At 67.8% G+C, this 16,150-nt stretch carries 15 protein-coding genes; all 15 read left to right on the forward strand.

The genetic code is table 11. The annotated features are described in order from the left end of the window. Positions 1 to 314 precede the first annotated feature (314 nt). The 15 genes from AC5P57_RS06210 (at position 315) to AC5P57_RS06280 (ending at position 16,000) form a co-directional block, all read left to right on the forward strand. Complete coding sequence (locus AC5P57_RS06210; RefSeq protein ID WP_005416326.1) at positions 315 to 623, forward strand: YerC/YecD family TrpR-related protein; 309 nt, start codon at positions 315 to 317, stop codon at positions 621 to 623. A 34-nt stretch (positions 624 to 657) separates the two neighbouring features. Then, positions 658 to 1,569 (forward strand): ATP phosphoribosyltransferase, encoded by a 912-nt coding sequence (hisG, locus tag AC5P57_RS06215; RefSeq protein WP_099552844.1) that lies wholly within the window; start codon positions 658 to 660, stop codon positions 1,567 to 1,569. Continuing rightward, the gene (gene hisD / locus AC5P57_RS06220) at positions 1,566 to 2,861 is read left to right on the forward strand and encodes a histidinol dehydrogenase (RefSeq protein WP_262235701.1); all 1,296 of its coding nucleotides are present in this window, start codon (positions 1,566 to 1,568) and stop codon (positions 2,859 to 2,861) included. Before hisG ends, hisD begins: the two co-directional genes overlap by 4 nt. Beyond that, a complete protein-coding gene (gene hisC, locus AC5P57_RS06225) occupies positions 2,858 to 3,952 on the forward strand; it encodes a histidinol-phosphate transaminase (RefSeq protein ID WP_262235703.1) in 1,095 nt (364 codons plus the stop codon). The genes hisD and hisC overlap by 4 nt, the downstream gene beginning before the upstream one ends. Further along, positions 3,949 to 5,022 carry a bifunctional histidinol-phosphatase/imidazoleglycerol-phosphate dehydratase HisB gene (gene hisB / locus AC5P57_RS06230; protein ID WP_099552841.1) on the forward strand — a complete coding sequence of 358 codons (1,074 nt, stop codon included), beginning with the start codon at positions 3,949 to 3,951 and terminating at the stop codon, positions 5,020 to 5,022. The genes hisC and hisB overlap by 4 nt, the downstream gene beginning before the upstream one ends. Further along, positions 5,019 to 5,621, forward strand: coding sequence for an imidazole glycerol phosphate synthase subunit HisH (hisH, locus tag AC5P57_RS06235; RefSeq protein WP_099552840.1), 603 nt, complete (start codon positions 5,019 to 5,021; stop codon positions 5,619 to 5,621). The genes hisB and hisH overlap by 4 nt, the downstream gene beginning before the upstream one ends. Continuing rightward, positions 5,618 to 6,352, forward strand: coding sequence for a 1-(5-phosphoribosyl)-5-[(5-phosphoribosylamino)methylideneamino]imidazole-4-carboxamide isomerase (gene hisA / locus AC5P57_RS06240; RefSeq protein WP_262235706.1), 735 nt, complete (start codon positions 5,618 to 5,620; stop codon positions 6,350 to 6,352). The genes hisH and hisA overlap by 4 nt, the downstream gene beginning before the upstream one ends. Then, complete coding sequence (gene hisF, locus AC5P57_RS06245; protein WP_014037011.1) at positions 6,346 to 7,122, forward strand: imidazole glycerol phosphate synthase subunit HisF; 777 nt, start codon at positions 6,346 to 6,348, stop codon at positions 7,120 to 7,122. Before hisA ends, hisF begins: the two co-directional genes overlap by 7 nt. Then, positions 7,112 to 7,732, forward strand: coding sequence for a bifunctional phosphoribosyl-AMP cyclohydrolase/phosphoribosyl-ATP diphosphatase HisIE (hisIE, locus tag AC5P57_RS06250; RefSeq protein ID WP_262235707.1), 621 nt, complete (start codon positions 7,112 to 7,114; stop codon positions 7,730 to 7,732). Before hisF ends, hisIE begins: the two co-directional genes overlap by 11 nt. A 102-nt stretch (positions 7,733 to 7,834) precedes the next feature. Further along, positions 7,835 to 9,424, forward strand: coding sequence for a calcineurin-like phosphoesterase C-terminal domain-containing protein (locus AC5P57_RS06255; RefSeq protein ID WP_262235708.1), 1,590 nt, complete (start codon positions 7,835 to 7,837; stop codon positions 9,422 to 9,424). A gap of 35 nt (positions 9,425 to 9,459) precedes the next feature. Further along, positions 9,460 to 9,744, forward strand: coding sequence for a hypothetical protein (locus tag AC5P57_RS06260; protein WP_005409434.1), 285 nt, complete (start codon positions 9,460 to 9,462; stop codon positions 9,742 to 9,744). Positions 9,745 to 9,828: 84 nt separating this feature from the next. Continuing rightward, positions 9,829 to 10,851, forward strand: a complete 1,023-nt coding sequence (locus AC5P57_RS06265) for a glucokinase (protein WP_099552835.1) — start codon at positions 9,829 to 9,831, stop codon at positions 10,849 to 10,851. Positions 10,852 to 10,902: 51 nt separating this feature from the next. After that, entirely contained in the window at positions 10,903 to 11,901 is a 999-nt protein-coding gene (locus AC5P57_RS06270) for a glycosylasparaginase (protein WP_262235710.1), read from the forward strand. Further along, entirely contained in the window at positions 11,898 to 12,632 is a 735-nt protein-coding gene (locus tag AC5P57_RS06275; RefSeq protein WP_262235711.1) for a copper homeostasis protein CutC, read from the forward strand. Before AC5P57_RS06270 ends, AC5P57_RS06275 begins: the two co-directional genes overlap by 4 nt. A gap of 410 nt (positions 12,633 to 13,042) precedes the next feature. Further along, positions 13,043 to 16,000 carry a TonB-dependent receptor plug domain-containing protein gene (locus tag AC5P57_RS06280; RefSeq protein ID WP_262235713.1) on the forward strand — a complete coding sequence of 986 codons (2,958 nt, stop codon included), beginning with the start codon at positions 13,043 to 13,045 and terminating at the stop codon, positions 15,998 to 16,000. Positions 16,001 to 16,150: the final 150 nt, after the last annotated feature.

Here is a 16,150-nt window from a genome sequence, read left to right on the forward strand (position 1 = left end):
GCAGGGGTGTGAGCGGCATGGGCCCGAGGCATGCCTCGGGCGGTTGGGCAGGATGCCCAGCCCCGGTCTTGCCGTGTGCGCAGGACAGCGCACACGAGCAAGCCGCGACCAAGCCCCCATGGACGGGTTTACGGCGTCCCCTGCCACCGGACCCTCCCCGCCATCCCGCGGGAAGGCAGGCTTTTGCCGTTGAAGTTGACGTTAGCGGGTGCAGGGCAGCAGCCCTGCCGCACCTCAACCCTCGATTTGACGCACTGCGCAAGAATGCGCTAATGTACTAACGCGCTATTACATTGATGCATGGAAACGACCCCGTGAAAGCCCGCCCCGAAATTGCCGCCAAGGACCCGAAGGCCGACCTGGAAGCCCTGGCCCGGGCCTTTGCTGCCCTGCGCGAACCGGAGCAGGTCGAGGCCTTCCTGCGCGACCTGTGCACGCCGGCCGAACTGGAAGCCATGGCCGATCGCTGGAAGGTGGTGCCGCTGCTGCAGCAGGGCGTGCCTTACCGCGAGATCCACGAGCGCACCGGGGTCAGCGTGACCACCACCGGGCGGGTGGCACGCACGCTCGAGCATGGCCATCGAGGCTATGCCGCCGCCATCGACCGCCTTGCTTCGCGCTGATCCGCGCCCCGTTCCGAACTTCGAGACCTCCCCCATGAGTGCAACCCAGGCAGCGCCGGCACGCGACCGGCTGCGTATCGCCATCCAGAAGAGTGGCCGGCTGGCCGAGCCCGCCCGCAACCTCCTCAGCGCCTGTGGCCTGAGCTGGCGCGAAAGCCGCGACAAGCTGTTCTGCTACGGCGAATCGCTGCCGGTGGACCTGCTGCTGGTGCGCGACGACGATATCCCGGGCCTGATCGCCGACGGCGTCTGCGACCTCGGCATCGTCGGCCGCAACGAACTGGATGAGCAGGCCGCGTCGCGTCGCCAGATCGGCCTGCCGGATGCCTACCAGGCGCTGCGCGGGCTGGGCTTCGGCCAGTGCCGGCTGATGCTGGCGGTGCCCGAGGAGTGGCAGTGGCAGGGCCCGGCGCAGCTGGCCGGTACCCGCATTGCCACCAGCTACCCGGCCATCCTCAAGCAGTGGCTGGATGAGCAGGGCGTGGATGCGCAGGTGGTCGAGCTCTCCGGTTCGGTGGAAATCGCCCCGCGACTGGGCACCGCCGACCTGATCTGCGATCTGGTCTCCAGCGGCGCCACGCTGCGTGCCAACCAGTTGACCCCGGTGCACAACCTGCTCGACAGCGAGGCAGTGCTGGCCGGTGCGGTGCGCGTGCCGGATGATGCGCGTGCATCGCTGCGCGCGATGCTGCTGCGTCGCCTCGACGGCGTGGTGCAGCGCCAGGACCGCAAGCTGCTGATGTTCCGTGCAAGCGAGGATCGCCTCGACGCGCTGTCGCAGCTGTTGGCCGATGCCGAGCCGCTGGTGCGGCTGCCGGCCGATGGCGGCGCGCTGCGCCTGCAGACCATGTGCCCGGGCCCGCTGAGCTGGCAACGCATGGAAGAACTCGAGCGCGCCGGCGCGCAGGGCCTGATGGTACTGAGCGTGGAGCGGTCGCTGGCATGAACCGTCTGATCTGGTCCCGACTTGATGAGACCGCGCGTAGCGCGGCGTTGACCCGCCCGGTGCAGACCGTGGCGCAACAGACCCGCGACGCGGTGGCGGCGCTGATCGCGCAGGTGCGCGCACAGGGCGACGACGCCTTGCGCGCGATCACCGCACGCTTCGATGGCGTGGAGCTGGCGTCCTTCGAAGTGTCCAATGACGAGTTCGCGGCAGCCGAAGCGGCGGTACCCGCCGAACTGCGCCAGGCCATGATGGAAGCTGCCGAGCGCATCACGCGCTTCCACGAGGCTGGCATGGGCAAGGGCTACGCGGTGGAAACCGCACCGGGCGTGGTCTGCGAGCGCATGCTACGGCCGATCGGCCGCGTCGGCCTGTACGTGCCGGCAGGCAGTGCGCCACTGCCGTCCACCGCGTTGATGCTGGGCGTGCCGGCACGGCTGGCCGGTTGCCCGCAGGTGGTCCTGTGCACGCCGCCACGCGACGACGGCACGGCCGATCCGGCGGTGCTGGTGGCCGCGCGCCTGACCGGCGTGCAACGCGTGTTCAAGCTGGGCGGCGCGCAGGCCATCGCGGCGATGGCTTACGGCACGGCCAGCATTCCGGCCTGCGACAAGCTGTTCGGGCCCGGCAACAGCTTCGTCACTGAAGCCAAGCAGCAGGTCGCACAGGATGGCGCGGCCGCCATCGACATGCCGGCCGGCCCCTCCGAAGTGCTGGTGATTGCCGATGCCGGTGCCAATCCGGCGTTCGTCGCCGCCGACCTGCTGTCGCAGGCCGAGCACGGCCCGGATTCGCAGGTGTTGCTACTGACCGACGATGCCTCGATGCTGGCGGCGGTCGAGGCCGAAGTCGAGCGCCAGGTGGCCTTGCTGCCGCGCCAGCAGATCGCACGCCAGGCGCTGTCGGCCTCGCGCCTGATCCAGGTCGATTCGCTGGACGAAGCCTTCGCGATCAGCAACCGCTACGCGCCCGAGCACCTGATCCTGGCCCTGCGTGATCCGCGCGCGTGGCTGGACAAGGTGCAGGCGGCCGGCTCGGTGTTCCTGGGGGATTACACGCCCGAAGCGCTGGGTGACTACTGCAGCGGCACCAACCACGTACTGCCGACGGCGGGTGCTGCACGGGCCTACAGCGGTGTCAGCGTCGCCAGCTTCCAGAACCTGATCAGCGTGCAGAGCGCCAGCGCCGCTGGCTTGGCGGCAATCGGCGGCTGCGCGCGCATCATCGCCAGTGCCGAGGGCCTGGATGCGCATGAGCGTGCAGTCGCAGTGCGCCTGGAGGTGGCGGCATGAGCGTGCCTATCGATGATGTGCTGGCACTGGTGCGCCCGGATCTGCAGGCCTTCGCCGGCTACAGCTCGGCGCGCAGTGCGGCAGTGCAGGGCGAGGTCTGGTTGAACGCCAACGAGTCGGCCTGGGCCAATCCGGCCGATGCCGCCGGCAGCAGCCGGCGCTATCCCGAACCGCAGCCGCTGGCGCTGCGCGAAGGCCTGGCCGCACTGTATGGCGTGCAGCCGCAGCAGCTGCTGGTCGGCCGCGGCAGCGACGAAGCGATTGATCTGCTGGTGCGTGCGATGTGTGTGCCGGGTCGCGACGGCGTGCTGGTTACGCCGCCGGTGTTCGGCATGTATGCGGTCTGTGCACGCCTGCAGGGCGCCGGACTGATTGAAGTGCCGCTGGTGGATGGCGAGGACGACCTGCGCGCCGATCTGGATGCGGTCATCGAGGCCGCGACCGCGCGCAATGCCAAGCTGGTGTTCCTGTGTGCACCGTCGAACCCGGCGGGCAGTGATATCAGCCTGGACGAGGTCGAGCGCGTGGCCACGGCGTTGCGCGGGCAGGCGCTGGTCGTGGTGGACGAGGCCTATGTCGAGTACGCGCAACGCCCGTCGGCAACCACGCTGCTGGCCGCGCACGCGAACCTGGCCGTGCTGCGCACGCTGTCGAAGGCACACGCACTCGCGGCCGCGCGCATTGGAACGCTGATCGCGGCGCCGGAGCTGATTGCCGTGCTGCGCCGCTGCCAGGCGCCGTATCCGGTGCCGACCCCGTGCGCGGAACTGGCCGTGCAGGCCCTGCAGCCGGCCGCGCTGGCACGCACCGCTGAGCGCGTGGCCACGGTCATCGCCGAGCGCGACCGCCTGTCCGCGGCGCTGCCGGGCCTGCCCGGCGTTCGTCGCGTGTACCGCTCGGCCGGCAACTATCTGCTGGTGCGCTTCACCGATGCCCAGGCGGCGTTCGATACGTTGCTGGCTGCGGGCGTGGTGGTGCGCGACCAGCGCGCAGCGCCGCAACTGGGCGATGCCCTGCGCATCAGCATCGGCAGCCCCGAAGAGAACGACCGCGTGCTTGCGGCCCTGTCGGCGCGGAGGGCCGCAGCATGACCCCCATCCTGTTCATCGACCGCGATGGCACCCTCATCGAGGAGCCGGCGGATTTCCAGATCGACGCCTACGAAAAGCTGCGCTTCGTGCCGCAGGTGATCCCGGCGTTGCTGAAGCTGCGTGATGCGGGTTACCAGTTCGTCATCGTCACCAACCAGGATGGCCTGGGCAGCGAAAGTTACCCGCGTGCCAGCTTCGATGGCCCCAACGACCTGATGCTGCAGATCTTCGAAAGCCAGGGCATCCGCTTCCGTGACGTACTGATCGACTGCAGCTGGCCGCAGGACAATGCACCCACGCGCAAGCCGGGCATCGGGCTGATGACGGCCTACCTGCAGGACCGGAGCATCGACTGGGCGCGCTCCGGAATGGTCGGCGACCGCATCACCGACCTGCAGTTCGCCGACAACCTCAACATCCGCGGTTTCCAGCTGCGCACCGAGCAGTTCGGTGGCGAGTGGGACTGGCCGGGCATCGCCCACGCGCTGGCCGACGCGCCGCGTACCGCAGTGGTCCAGCGCAATACGAAGGAGACGAAGATCCGCGTCGAACTGGATCTGGATCGGGCCGGTGATGCGCACATCTCCACCGGGCTGCCGTTCTTCGACCACATGCTGGAACAGATCGGCAAGCACGGCGGCTTCGCGCTGGACATCCAGGCCGAGGGCGACCTGCATATCGACGAGCACCACACCATCGAAGACACCGGCCTCGCCCTGGGCCAGGCGCTGCGCGAGGCGCTGGGCGACAAGCGCGGCATTGGCCGCTACGGCTTCACACTGCCGATGGATGAGACGCTGGCCAGCGCCGCACTGGATTTCAGCGGCCGCCCGTACTTCGTGTTCGACGGCGAGTTCAAGCGCGAGCGCGTGGGCGACATGCCGACCGAGCTGGTGCCGCATTTCTTCCGCTCGCTGTGCGATGCCAGCGGGTTGAACCTCAACCTGCAGGTACGCGGTGACAACGACCATCACAAGGTGGAGGCCTGCTTCAAGGCGTTGGCGCGCGCGCTGCGGCCGGCGTTGGCTCGGCAGGGCACGGCGTTGCCGACCACCAAGGGGGCGCTGTGAGTGACGTTGCGCTGATCGACGCGGGTGGTGCCAACCTTGGTTCGGTGCGCTATGCGCTCGAACGCCTCGGCGCCAGCGTTCGGCTGGTGCGCGATGCCGATGGGCTGGTCGGTGCGCAGCGGGTGATCCTGCCCGGCGTCGGTGCAGCTGGTCCCGGCATGCAGCGCCTGCATGCGCAGCGCCTGGTCGAGCCGTTGCAGCGGCTGGAGGTGCCGTTGATGGGCATCTGCCTCGGCATGCAGCTGTTGTTCGAGCGTTCCGAGGAAGCGGGCGTGGAGACGCTGGGGCTGATTCCAGGCGTGGTCCGCAAGCTGGTGCCGGCCTGCGGCATCCGCGTGCCGCACATGGGCTGGAACCGCCTGCTGCCGCTACGTGAGTCGCTGCTGTTGCAGGGTGTGCCGGAGCGCGCCAGCGCCTACTTCGTGCACAGCTACGCGGCGCCCCTCAATACCCACACCGTCGCTGCCTGTGACCACGGCGGCCTGTTCACCGCCGTGGTGGAGCAGGGGCGTTACTACGGCGCACAGTTCCACCCCGAGCGTTCGGGAGAAACCGGATCGTTGATGCTGCGCAATTTTCTCGAGGGCACTGCTGCATGAGTTTCATCGTTTATCCCGCGCTGGATATCCGCGATGGCCGCGTGGTGCGGCTGCGCCAGGGCGACTACGCGCAGGAAACCTCGTATGGTGCTGATCCATTGCCGCGTGCGCAGGCCTTCGTCGCGCAGGGCGCGCAGTGGATGCACCTGGTCGACCTGGACGCTGCGCGCGCCGGTGGCTACACGCTGGCGCCGCTGCTGTCGTCGATCCGCGCGCAGACGTCGCTGCAGGTGCAGACCGGCGGCGGCGTGCGTGGCCGCGACGATGTGGCGCGCATTCTCGACGCCGGCGCGGGCCGCGTGGTGGTCGGTTCGCTGGCGGTGCGTCGCCCCGATGAAGTGGTCGGCTGGCTGGAGGAATTCGGCGCCGAGCGCATCACGATTGCCTTGGACGCGCGCCAGGATTCGCAGGGGCAGTGGCAGCTGCCGGTGCACGGCTGGACCGAGAACGCCGGCGTGACCCTGGATGATCTTGCACAGCGCTACGCGCGCGCCGGCATGCGCCACCTGCTGTGCACCGACATCGCCCGTGACGGCATGCTGGCCGGGCCCAACATCGGTCTCTACCAGCACCTGTCGGGCTTGTTGCCAGGCGTGGCGGTGCAGGCCTCCGGTGGCATCCGCGACGTGGCCGATGTGGCCAAGGCGCGTGCCGCCGGCTGCGGGGGGGCCATCCTCGGCAAGGCACTGCTGGAGCAGCGCATGGATCTGGCGGAGGCGCTGGCATGTTGAGCCGCCGCATCATTCCCTGCCTGGACGTGCGCGAAGGCCGTGTGGTCAAGGGCGTGCGTTTCCGCGACCACGTCGACATGGGCGACATCGCCGAGCTGGCACAACGCTACCGTGACCAGGGGGCCGACGAACTGGTGTTCTATGACATCGGCGCCAGTCCCGAGGCGCGTTCGGTAGATGTTGCATGGATCGAGCGCATCGCGCGGCTGATCGATATTCCGTTCTGCGTGGCCGGTGGCATTGACAGTGTGGAAACCGCGCGTCGCGTATTGTTCGCTGGCGCCGACAAGGTGTCGATCAACTCGCCCGCGCTGGGCCGTCCCGAACTGATCACTGAGCTGGCCGACGAGTTCGGCGTGCAATGCGTGGTGGTCGGTGTCGACTCGGTACGCGAGGCTGATGGCCAGTGGCGGGTGCGTCGCTTCAGCGGTGATCCGGACAAGACCCAGGCGGTGCCACTGCGTACGCTGGACTGGATTGTCGAGGCGCAACGGCGGGGCGCCGGTGAGATCGTGCTGAACTGCATGGACAGTGATGGCGTACGCCGTGGCTACGATGTGGTGCAGCTGCAGCAGGCGCGGGCACTGTGCCAGGTGCCGCTGATCGCGTCCGGCGGTGCCGGTGCGATGGAGCACTTCGCCGAAGCCTTCGACCAGGCCGACGTCGATGGCGCGCTGGCCGCCAGTGTGTTCCACAGCGGCGCCATCGCCATTCCGGAATTGAAGCGCTACCTGCGCGGACAGCAGATCGAGGTGCGGGATGTCTATTGAAATCAGGCCGTCATTGGACGCATTGCAGGCGATGGACTGGGGCAAGGGCGACGGCCTGCTGCCGGCGGTGGTGCAGGATGCCGATACCCTGCAGGTACTGATGCTCGGTTATGTGAGTGCCGAATCGCTGGCGGCCACGCTGGCCATCGGCCACATGACCTTCTTCAGCCGCAGCAAGCAACGGTTGTGGACCAAGGGCGAGCAGTCCGGAAACGTGCTGGTGGTGCAGTCGATCAGCGTGGACTGCGATGCCGATACGCTGCTGGTGATGGTGCGCCCGGCCGGGCCGACCTGTCACACCGGTGCGGAGAGCTGCTTCGATGGCGCGCCGAAGGACTTCCTTGGCGGGCTGAGCCAGCTGGTGGCGATGCGCGAGGCGCAGCGGCCATCGGGCAGCTACACCACGAACCTGTTCGAGGGCGGTATCCGTCGCATCGCGCAGAAGGTGGGCGAGGAGGGCGTGGAGACCGCGCTGGCGGCGGTGGCGCAGGACGACGAAGCGCTGCTGGGCGAGGCCTCGGACCTGCTGTACCACCTGCTGGTGCTGCTGCGCGCGCGTGGCTTGTCGCTGGAGGATGCGCGGGCGGTGCTGGAAAAGCGCCATCGTTGAGTGGTAGTGCCGGCCGCTGGCCGGCAACCACCTGGCGCCACCGCGTGCGCGATGTCATCAACGGAATCTACAATAGGCGGTCTTTCTTTCCCGGACCGCCCCATGAAACTGCCTGCCGCCTGGCTGTGCTGCCTGTTGCTGACCTCGCCGGCCTGGGCCGCGGACACCGTGGTCACCGGCAAGGTCTACCTGGAGCGCGACGGCAAGCCGGGCCGCGGTGCCACCGATCCGGGCCTGGCCGGGGTGCAGGTCTCCAATGGCGAGACCATCGTCAAGACCGCTGCCGATGGCAGCTACAGCCTTCCGGTGCGTGACGGCCAGACCGTGTTCGTGATCAAGCCGGATGCCTACGCCTTCCCGAAGGCGACCGATGGTCTGCCGTCATTCTGGCGCCACTACCGCCCGAGCGGTTCGCCGGCACTGAAGTACGGCGGCATCGCCGCGACCAGCGACGTCACCCGCAATTGGGATTTCGCGCTGCAGCCGGATCGCCATGACAGCCGCCGTGGCTTCCAGATGCTGGTGTTCACCGATTCGCAGACCGCCAGCCTGAAGGACATCGGCTACTACCAGCAGTCGATCGTGGCGCCGCTGGTCGGCCAGACCAAGGCACGCCTGGGTACCACTCTGGGCGACATCGTCAACGACGATCTGACCCTGTACCCGGCGATCAACAAGGTCACCACGTCGCTGGGCGTGCCGTGGTTCCACGTGCCGGGCAACCACGACCTCGATTTCGATGCAGCCAGCGACGAACACTCGCTGGACAGCTGGCGCAACATCTACGGCCCGGACACTTACGCGGTGGAAGAGGGCGGCGCCAGTTTCGTGTTCCTGGACGACGTGGTCTATGACCCCAAGGCCAGGCCGAAGTACATCGGCGGCCTGCGCGAAGACCAGTTCGCCTTCCTCGCCAGCTACCTGAAGGGCCTGCACAAGGACCGCCTGCTGGTGCTGGGCATGCACATTCCGCTGTTCGACGCGGCACCGGGGCGCGAGACCTTCCGCCATGCCGACCGCCAGCGCCTGTTCGACCTGTTGAAGGACTTCCGCAACGTGCTGGTGCTCAGCGGCCACAGCCACACCCAGCAGCACGTCTACCACGGCAAGGCCGAGGGCTGGCAGGGTGACAAGCCGCTGCACGAGTACAACGTGGGTGCCAACTGCGGCGCGTTCTGGTCGGGCGTGAAGAATGCCGCCGGCGTGCCGGACAGCACCATGAGCGACGGCACGCCCAAGGGTTACGCACTGCTGGACGTGGCCGGCAACGGCAGCTATCGCTTGCAGTACCGGGTGGCCGGCGCTGCGGCCAGCGAGCAGATCGGCCTGCATGCACCCAAGGTGCTGCGCCAGGGCGCCTACCCGGCCTGGGGCGTGTACGCCAACGTCTACATGGGGGAGGACGCCAGCGTGGTCGAGTACCGCGTCGATGGCGGCGCCTGGCAGCCGATGAAGCAGGTCAGCCAGCCCGACCCGCGCCTGCTGGTGGAAAACGTGGCCGACGATATGGCGAACAGCCTGCGTGGCTACGATCGTTCGCCCGAAGCTACCGCATCGCCGCACCTGTGGCGGGGCGCGCTGCCGACCGATCTGGCGGTGGGCAGCCACAAGGTCGAGGTTCGCTCCACCCAGCCTGATGGTGCAGTGTTCAACGCCACCACCAGCTACAGCCTGCAGACTGCCCAGCCCTGACCCGCCGCAAGGCCTCTCCAGCGAAAGGACCCCGCATGGATATCCGCTTCATGGCCGGCACCACGCCGGTGACCCTCAGCCGCCACTGGTTCACCGGCGCGATGCTGCTGCAGAGCGCCACCGAGAAGGTCTGGGTGCAGCACCCGCTGCATCCGGGCACCCACTTCTCGTTCTCGCTGGTACAGTCGTGGCTGCGCCACATCGCCGGCCACGAAGTACTGGTAGAACGCACCCGGCCGCTGCTGTTCGCCGGCTTCCGCCCGCAGCGCCTGCGCGTGCTGGTGGACGGCGTGCAGGTGGCCGAACAGGAAGGCATGTAGGCCAACCTGAACCACCGGCGTGCTAGGCAAAGCCGCCCCGATGCCCGAGAATCGGGGCGATTCAATCGATCCAAGCAGGCCAGCGTGACCATCGCAGCAGCGTCCCCGGTTTCCTCCGACTCCGCCCGCGGCGGTCTTCCGCGCCATCTGGTCGTCGCCGATGTCGGCGGCACCTTTGCCCGCCTTGCGCTGGCGGAAACGCAACCCGGCCAGGCGCCGCTGCTGGGCAGCCATCGCACCTACGCCTGTGCCGAGCATCCCAGCCTGGCGGCGATCCTTGCTGATTTCACCGCAGGCCTCGGCCAGCCGGTGCAGACCGCCGTGGTGGCCATCGCCGGCCTGCTCGATGGCGATGTACTGATCAATTCCAACCTGCCGTGGATGGTCTCGCTGTCGGCCACCCGCGCGCAGTCCGGGCTGCACGAACTGCAGCTGATCAATGATTTCGAAGCGGTGGCGCTGGCCATCCCGTACCTGCAGCCGGAAACCCTGGCGCCACTGAACGGCGACGCCGATCCGGCGCAGGCGTTCCCGGCGCTGGTGCTGGGGGCGGGCACCGGTCTGGGCGCCGCGCTGCGTTTCGCCGACGGTGAGCGGCCGGTGCTGGCCAGCGAGATCGGCCATGCCGCGCTTGGCGCCGGCAACGCGCTGGAACTGCAGGTGCTGGGCAAGCTGCTGCAGCGCTGGGCGCACGTGGACAACGAGCGCGTGCTGTCCGGCAGTGGCCTGATGAACCTGTATCCATGCCTGTGCGAACTGCGCGGCGTCTCCCCGGTGTGGAGCAGCACCGAGGCGCTGATCGGCGCTGCCCGCAGCGGTGAGGATGCGCTGGCGGTGGAGACGTTGCAGGTGTTCTGCGCCTGGCTGGGCAGCCTTGCCGGTGACGCGGCGATCGCCGTCGGCGCGCGCTCGGTCTACCTGGCCGGCGGCATTTCCGCGCACGTGCAGGATTTCCTGGCCGATGGCCGTTTCCGCGAGCGCTTCCTCAACAAGGGCGTGCTGACCGAGGTGCTGCGCCAGGTGCCGGTATGGCGCGTGGAGCATGGCCAACTGGGGGTGCTGGGCGCAGCGGTCTGGCACGCTGCACGGCAGCCCGCGCACGACTGATCGCTGCGACCGGCATCGTGCCGGCCGCACATTGCAGACTGGGAGGGGAAAATGGTGGATCGCAGGCAGTTCCTGCAGGCCGGTGCGCTGGCCGCAAGCATGGCGGCATTGCCGGGCGTGCAGGCGCGCACATCGGGTGGGGCCAAGGTGGTTTCGACGTGGGACTTCGGTGTTCCGGCCAACCAGGCTGCGTGGAAAGTGCTGGCGCAGGGCGGCAGTGCGCTGGACGCGGTGGAAGCCGGTGCACGCTGGGCCGAGAGCGAACTGTGCAACCCCACCGTCGGCCATTGCGGTAATCCGGATCGCGACGGTGTGCTGAGCCTGGATGCGAGCATCATGGACGGCGATGGCCGCTGTGGTGCGGTGGCCGCGCTGGTCGACATCCTGCATCCGGTGTCGGTTGCCCGCAAAGTGATGGAGAACAGCCCGCATGTGCTGCTGGTGGGCGAGGGCGCGCAGCTGTTCGCGGTGCAGCAGGGCTTCGAGCGCAAGCGCCTGCTGACGCCGCAGGCCGAAGCGGCCTGGCGCGAGTGGCTGAAGACCGAGAAGTACCAGCCACAGATCAATGCCGAGCGCCGTGGTATCCCCGGCAACAGCGACAACCACGACACCATCGGCATGCTGGCGCTGGATGCCAAGGGCCATCTGGCGGGTGCCTGCACCACCAGCGGCATGGCCTGGAAACTGCACGGCCGCGTCGGCGACAGCCCGATCATCGGTGCCGGCCTGTATGTCGACAACGAAGTGGGCGCGGCCACCGCCTCGGGCGTTGGCGAGGAGATGATCCGCAACGCCGCTTCGTTCCTGGTGGTCGAGCTGATGCGCCAGGGTCGCTCGCCGGCGCAGGCCTGTCGCGAGGCGATCGACCGTGTGGTGCGCAAGCGCCCGGAAGCAAGCAGAACGCTGCAGGTGTGCTTCCTGGCCATGAACAAGCAGGGCGAGGTGGGCGCCTACGCATTGCATCGCGGCTTCGTCTACGCCGTATGCGATGGGCAGCGCCAGGATGACCTGCGCGACTCGCCGTCGATCTACACGAGCACCCAGGCGTGAGCACGCGGCTCACCCTGGAAATCGCCAGCAACTCGCTGGCCTCGGCGCTGGCCGCGCAGGCCGGCGGCGCCGACCGCATCGAGCTGTTCGACAACCTGGCCGAGGGCGGTACCACGCCGTCGTTCGCCAGCATCGCGATTGCCCGCGAACGCCTGTCGATTCCGCTGTTCGTGCTGGTGCGCCCGCGACCGGGTGACTTCCACTACGACGCGCTGGAAACCGAACTGATGCTGCGTGATATCGCGCAGTGCCGGGCACTCGGCTGCGATGGCGTGGTGATCGGCGCACTGGATGCGCAGGGCAACGTCGATCTGCCGCTGTGCCGTGAACTGGTGCAGGCCGCCGGGCCGTTGCAGGTGACCTTCCATCGCGCCTTTGATGCCGCCCGCGATCTGCCTGCCGCACTGGAGCAGGTGGTTGGGCTGGGCTGCCAACGGGTACTGACGTCGGGGGGCCAGGTCAGCGCCGAGGCTGGTGCCGATGTACTGGCGGGCCTGGTCACCCAGGCGGCGGGGCGCATCACGGTGATGGCTGGCGCCGGGCTGGGCCCGGCCAACATCATCAGGGTCGCGCGGAAGAGCGGCTGCAGCGAACTGCACGCCTCGGCCAAGGGCCTGCGGCGCTCGGCCATGCAATTCCAGAATCCGGCCCTGCGCGGCCTGGACCCGGATTGGAGCCAGACCGCCACCGCCACCGTGGCCGCACTGCGGCAGGCGCTGGACGACGCGTAGTAACCCGCTTCTCCTGTAGAGCCGGGCCTACGCTCGGCTGCTCTCCGCGACGAACAACGACAGCCGAGCGCAGGCTCGGCTCTACAACGACCCGCTGCCGGCCTCACGCGACTACGCGGACAAATCCGTTCCGCGCGCGTTTGTCGCGATCGTGTCACTACTTCGTGCGCTGTTCTCTCAGCGATGTTTCGCAACTCTTTGATTGTTCCGGATACCGGTAGCCGATAGCGGCATTGCGTAGGGTGTTGCTGCGCCGCCACATGCCGTGCATGGTTCAGCTGTGCTTTAGTTTGGATCGATCCACAGGGGAGGGCGCCGCGACGGTCTTGAACCGATCCAGGCGCCCGGATCAGCCGTAGTGCCGCGCCACCACCCGTCCGTGCGTCCACACTTTCGAAGAGCAACCACCCATGGCTCAGATCGTCCGCAAGCGCCGTCACCTGCTGTCCCAGGCCCTGGTCCTGGCCCTGCTTCCCCTGGCTGCCAATGCGCAGGAAGCCTCAAGCTCGTCCACCAAGGATCTCGACGCGGTCACCGTTACCGGCTCGCGCATCAAGCGCGCCAGCGTTGAAGGGCCGGCGCCGGTCAACGTGATCACCGCCGCGCAGATCCAGAAGGAAGGCTTCGTCAGCGTGTACGACGCGCTGAAGACGCTCACCGAGGCCACCGGCACCGTTGAAGCTGCCTCGCAATGGGGCTCGCACACGCCCAACGCCAGCGGCCTGAACCTGCGCGGCATGGGGCCGAACCGCTCGCTGCTGCTGGTCAATGGTCGGCGCGTGGCCGACTACCCGCTGCCGTACGGCGGCGAGACCAACTTCTCCAACTACGGCAACATTCCGGCTGCTGCGGTGGAGCGCATCGAAGTACTGACCGGAGGCGCCTCGGCCATCTACGGTTCCGATGCGATCGCCGGTGTGGTCAATGTCATCCTGAAAACGAATTACGACGGTGATGAAGTGCGCGTACGCGGCGGCACCTCCACCGAGGGCGGCCGTGATACCTGGGATCTGTCCTGGGCCGGCGGCAAGACCGGTGACAACTGGAGCGTGACCTACGCGCTGCAGTACACCAAGCGCGATCCGTTGTTCGGCCGTGACCGTCCGCAGATGGACGACGCAGACGATGCGCCATACCCGTCCTGGAACATGGAACAGCGCAAGGTCGGCTTCCGTCCCACTGCCGGCCTGGCGCTGATCGACCCGAGCAACGGCCAGCGCCTGGCGCCACCGGCCGGCACCTGCGAGAAGTTCAACGGCGAGTACTACACGGCCGACCGGCTGGTCTACAACTACGCCGCCAACACCATCACCAACACCGGCCGCCTGTGCGGCATGAGCGCCGACTACGCCAACTGGCTGCTCACCGGCGGCGCCGAGAACGTGTCCGGCAACCTGTATGCCACCTTCGATTTCAGCACTGACCTGCAGGCCTGGACCAACCTGGCGGTGTACCGCTCCGAAGCGATCTGGGGCACCAATCCGCCCGGCGTGTCGCTGATCGACGATGACAATGGCTACTACTGGGACGCCAACCGCAGGCGCCCGATCCTGGGCGTGCGCCAGTTCACCCCGAACGAAGTCGGCGGCCTGGATACGCTGCGCAACACCAACCGCGAACTGTCATGGGATTGGAGCGCGGGCCTGCGTGGGCGTCTTGCCGATCGCTTCGACTGGAGCGCCACGGTGGGGCGTTCCTACTACCGCGTGGAAGAGCGGCAGAACGTGGTCGACAAGCAGAAGTCGTACGACTACTTCCTCGGCCCCCGGCTGGGCACCACTGCCGATGGCGAGGCGATCTACGCATTGAACGAGTCGCGCTGGTGGAACCCGCTGACGCCGGACCAGTACTGGCAGATGGGTACGGTGGCGAAGAACCGCGCGACCTCCTGGGTCAACCAGGCGTCCGCGGACATCACCGGCGAGCTGTTCCAGGGCTGGGCCGGCCCGATTTCGTTCGCAGCCGTGGCCGAAGTCGCGCAGCAGGGCTACCACCTCAGCCCGGACCCGCGCGCCGGCATCGACTTCGATCTGCAGAACGTCGACCGTGGTGGCGGCGAGCGCACCCGCTATTCGGCCGGCGTCGAGTTCAAGATCCCACTGCTGGAAACCGTGACCGCCACAGCGGCCGCGCGCTATGACCGCTATGGCAACTACAAGGCTGACAACAGCGGCGAAGCGCTGGACATCGGCAGCCAGAAGGAAACCACCTGGAATGTCGGCCTGGAATGGCGCCCGGTGGAATCGCTGCTGGTGCGCGGGTCGTATGCCACCAGCTTCCATGCGCCGGACATGCACTACCTGCTGGGCCAGCCGAGCAGCTCCGAAGTACAGACCTATGACCGCCTGCGCTGCATCCAGAGCGGCGCTTACCTGGTCAACAACTGCGGCGTCGGCAACACCGATGTCTGGTACACGTTCGACGTGAACCGGCGTGGCACGCCGCTGCTCCGCTCGGAGACCGGTGATTCGTGGACGGTCGGTTTCGTCTGGGATGTGATGCCGAACCTGTCAGTCAGTGCCGACTATTGGGCGATCAAGCTGGAAGACATGATCGTCGACGTCGGTGCCGACGAGGTGCTGGCCAGCGAAGCAGGCTGCCTGACCGGCAAGAACATGGACGGTACGCCGTGGGCCAATCCAGCTGGTGGCGATTACTGCGCCGGCATCCTGGCGCGCGTGAACCGTGACAGCAACGGGCGCCTGGTATCGATCGAGCGCGGTCCGTTCAACCTGGCCAGCCGCGAGGTACGTGGCATCGACCTGACCGCACGCTATCGCCTGGACACCGCGCAGTGGGGCAGCTTCCAGCTGGGCCTGAACTACACCAACCAGATCTCCACCAAGGAACAGCGCTACGCCAACGACCCGAATCCGGAGCGGCGCGATCGTGACCTGCGCAGCAAGCTGCGTGCGAGCCTGGCCTGGCAGCGCGGCAACTGGAACGCCAATGTCTACGCCGACCGCGTCGGCTCGGTGCCGGGCGTGCGCTACCACTGGGGCACCGACCGCCTGGACAACCCCGGCGGCTGCCTGCCGTTCGCCGATGGCTACGTGCCCAGCGACAGCCCGTTGCTGAACTGCCTGGAGCCGGCGACGCGTCCGGATGGCTCGCCCAACCCGAACCCGAATGCAGGCCAGCAGACCGCCCGTTATTTCGGCCGGGTCGGGCCGTTCATCACCTGGAACTTCAACGTGGGCTACCAGGTGACCGAACGCGCCAAGGTCAACGTCTACGTCAACAACGTGTTCAATTCGGCCAGCTGGAACCACAAGGATCCGTACAAGCTGGATTACGACTTCGCCCCGACCCGCCTGCTGGGCGCGGTGGGCCGTGAGTTCGCGTTGGAGTACGTGTTCACCTTCTGAGCAGACCCGCAGGGGGCGCCGGGCTTGATCCGCCTGGCGCCTCCGTCCGCTCAGTAGTTCCACGCCATGCGTGGATGAACCCCATCATGAACCCGGGGGTGGCTGGATTTGACCTTCCCACGATGGCAAGGTTTAGCCTGTCCGCATCCA

The organism is Stenotrophomonas sp. YJH_SMC_79, assembly GCF_059367995.1.

What these genes read in the sequence shown, in the direction of transcription:
- hisG (WP_099552844.1), top strand. Translation starts at nt 658, where the DNA reads ATGAGTGCAACCCAGGCAGCGCCGGCACGCGACCGGCTGCGTATCGCC.
- hisD (WP_262235701.1), top strand. Translation starts at nt 1,566, where the DNA reads ATGAACCGTCTGATCTGGTCCCGACTTGATGAGACCGCGCGTAGCGCG.
- hisC (WP_262235703.1), top strand. Translation starts at nt 2,858, where the DNA reads ATGAGCGTGCCTATCGATGATGTGCTGGCACTGGTGCGCCCGGATCTG.
- hisB (WP_099552841.1), top strand. Translation starts at nt 3,949, where the DNA reads ATGACCCCCATCCTGTTCATCGACCGCGATGGCACCCTCATCGAGGAG.
- hisA (WP_262235706.1), top strand. Translation starts at nt 5,618, where the DNA reads ATGAGTTTCATCGTTTATCCCGCGCTGGATATCCGCGATGGCCGCGTG.
- hisF (WP_014037011.1), top strand. Translation starts at nt 6,346, where the DNA reads ATGTTGAGCCGCCGCATCATTCCCTGCCTGGACGTGCGCGAAGGCCGT.
- hisIE (WP_262235707.1), top strand. Translation starts at nt 7,112, where the DNA reads ATGTCTATTGAAATCAGGCCGTCATTGGACGCATTGCAGGCGATGGAC.
- AC5P57_RS06255 (WP_262235708.1), top strand. Translation starts at nt 7,835, where the DNA reads ATGAAACTGCCTGCCGCCTGGCTGTGCTGCCTGTTGCTGACCTCGCCG.
- AC5P57_RS06260 (WP_005409434.1), top strand. Translation starts at nt 9,460, where the DNA reads ATGGATATCCGCTTCATGGCCGGCACCACGCCGGTGACCCTCAGCCGC.
- AC5P57_RS06270 (WP_262235710.1), top strand. Translation starts at nt 10,903, where the DNA reads ATGGTGGATCGCAGGCAGTTCCTGCAGGCCGGTGCGCTGGCCGCAAGC.
- AC5P57_RS06280 (WP_262235713.1), top strand. Translation starts at nt 13,043, where the DNA reads ATGGCTCAGATCGTCCGCAAGCGCCGTCACCTGCTGTCCCAGGCCCTG.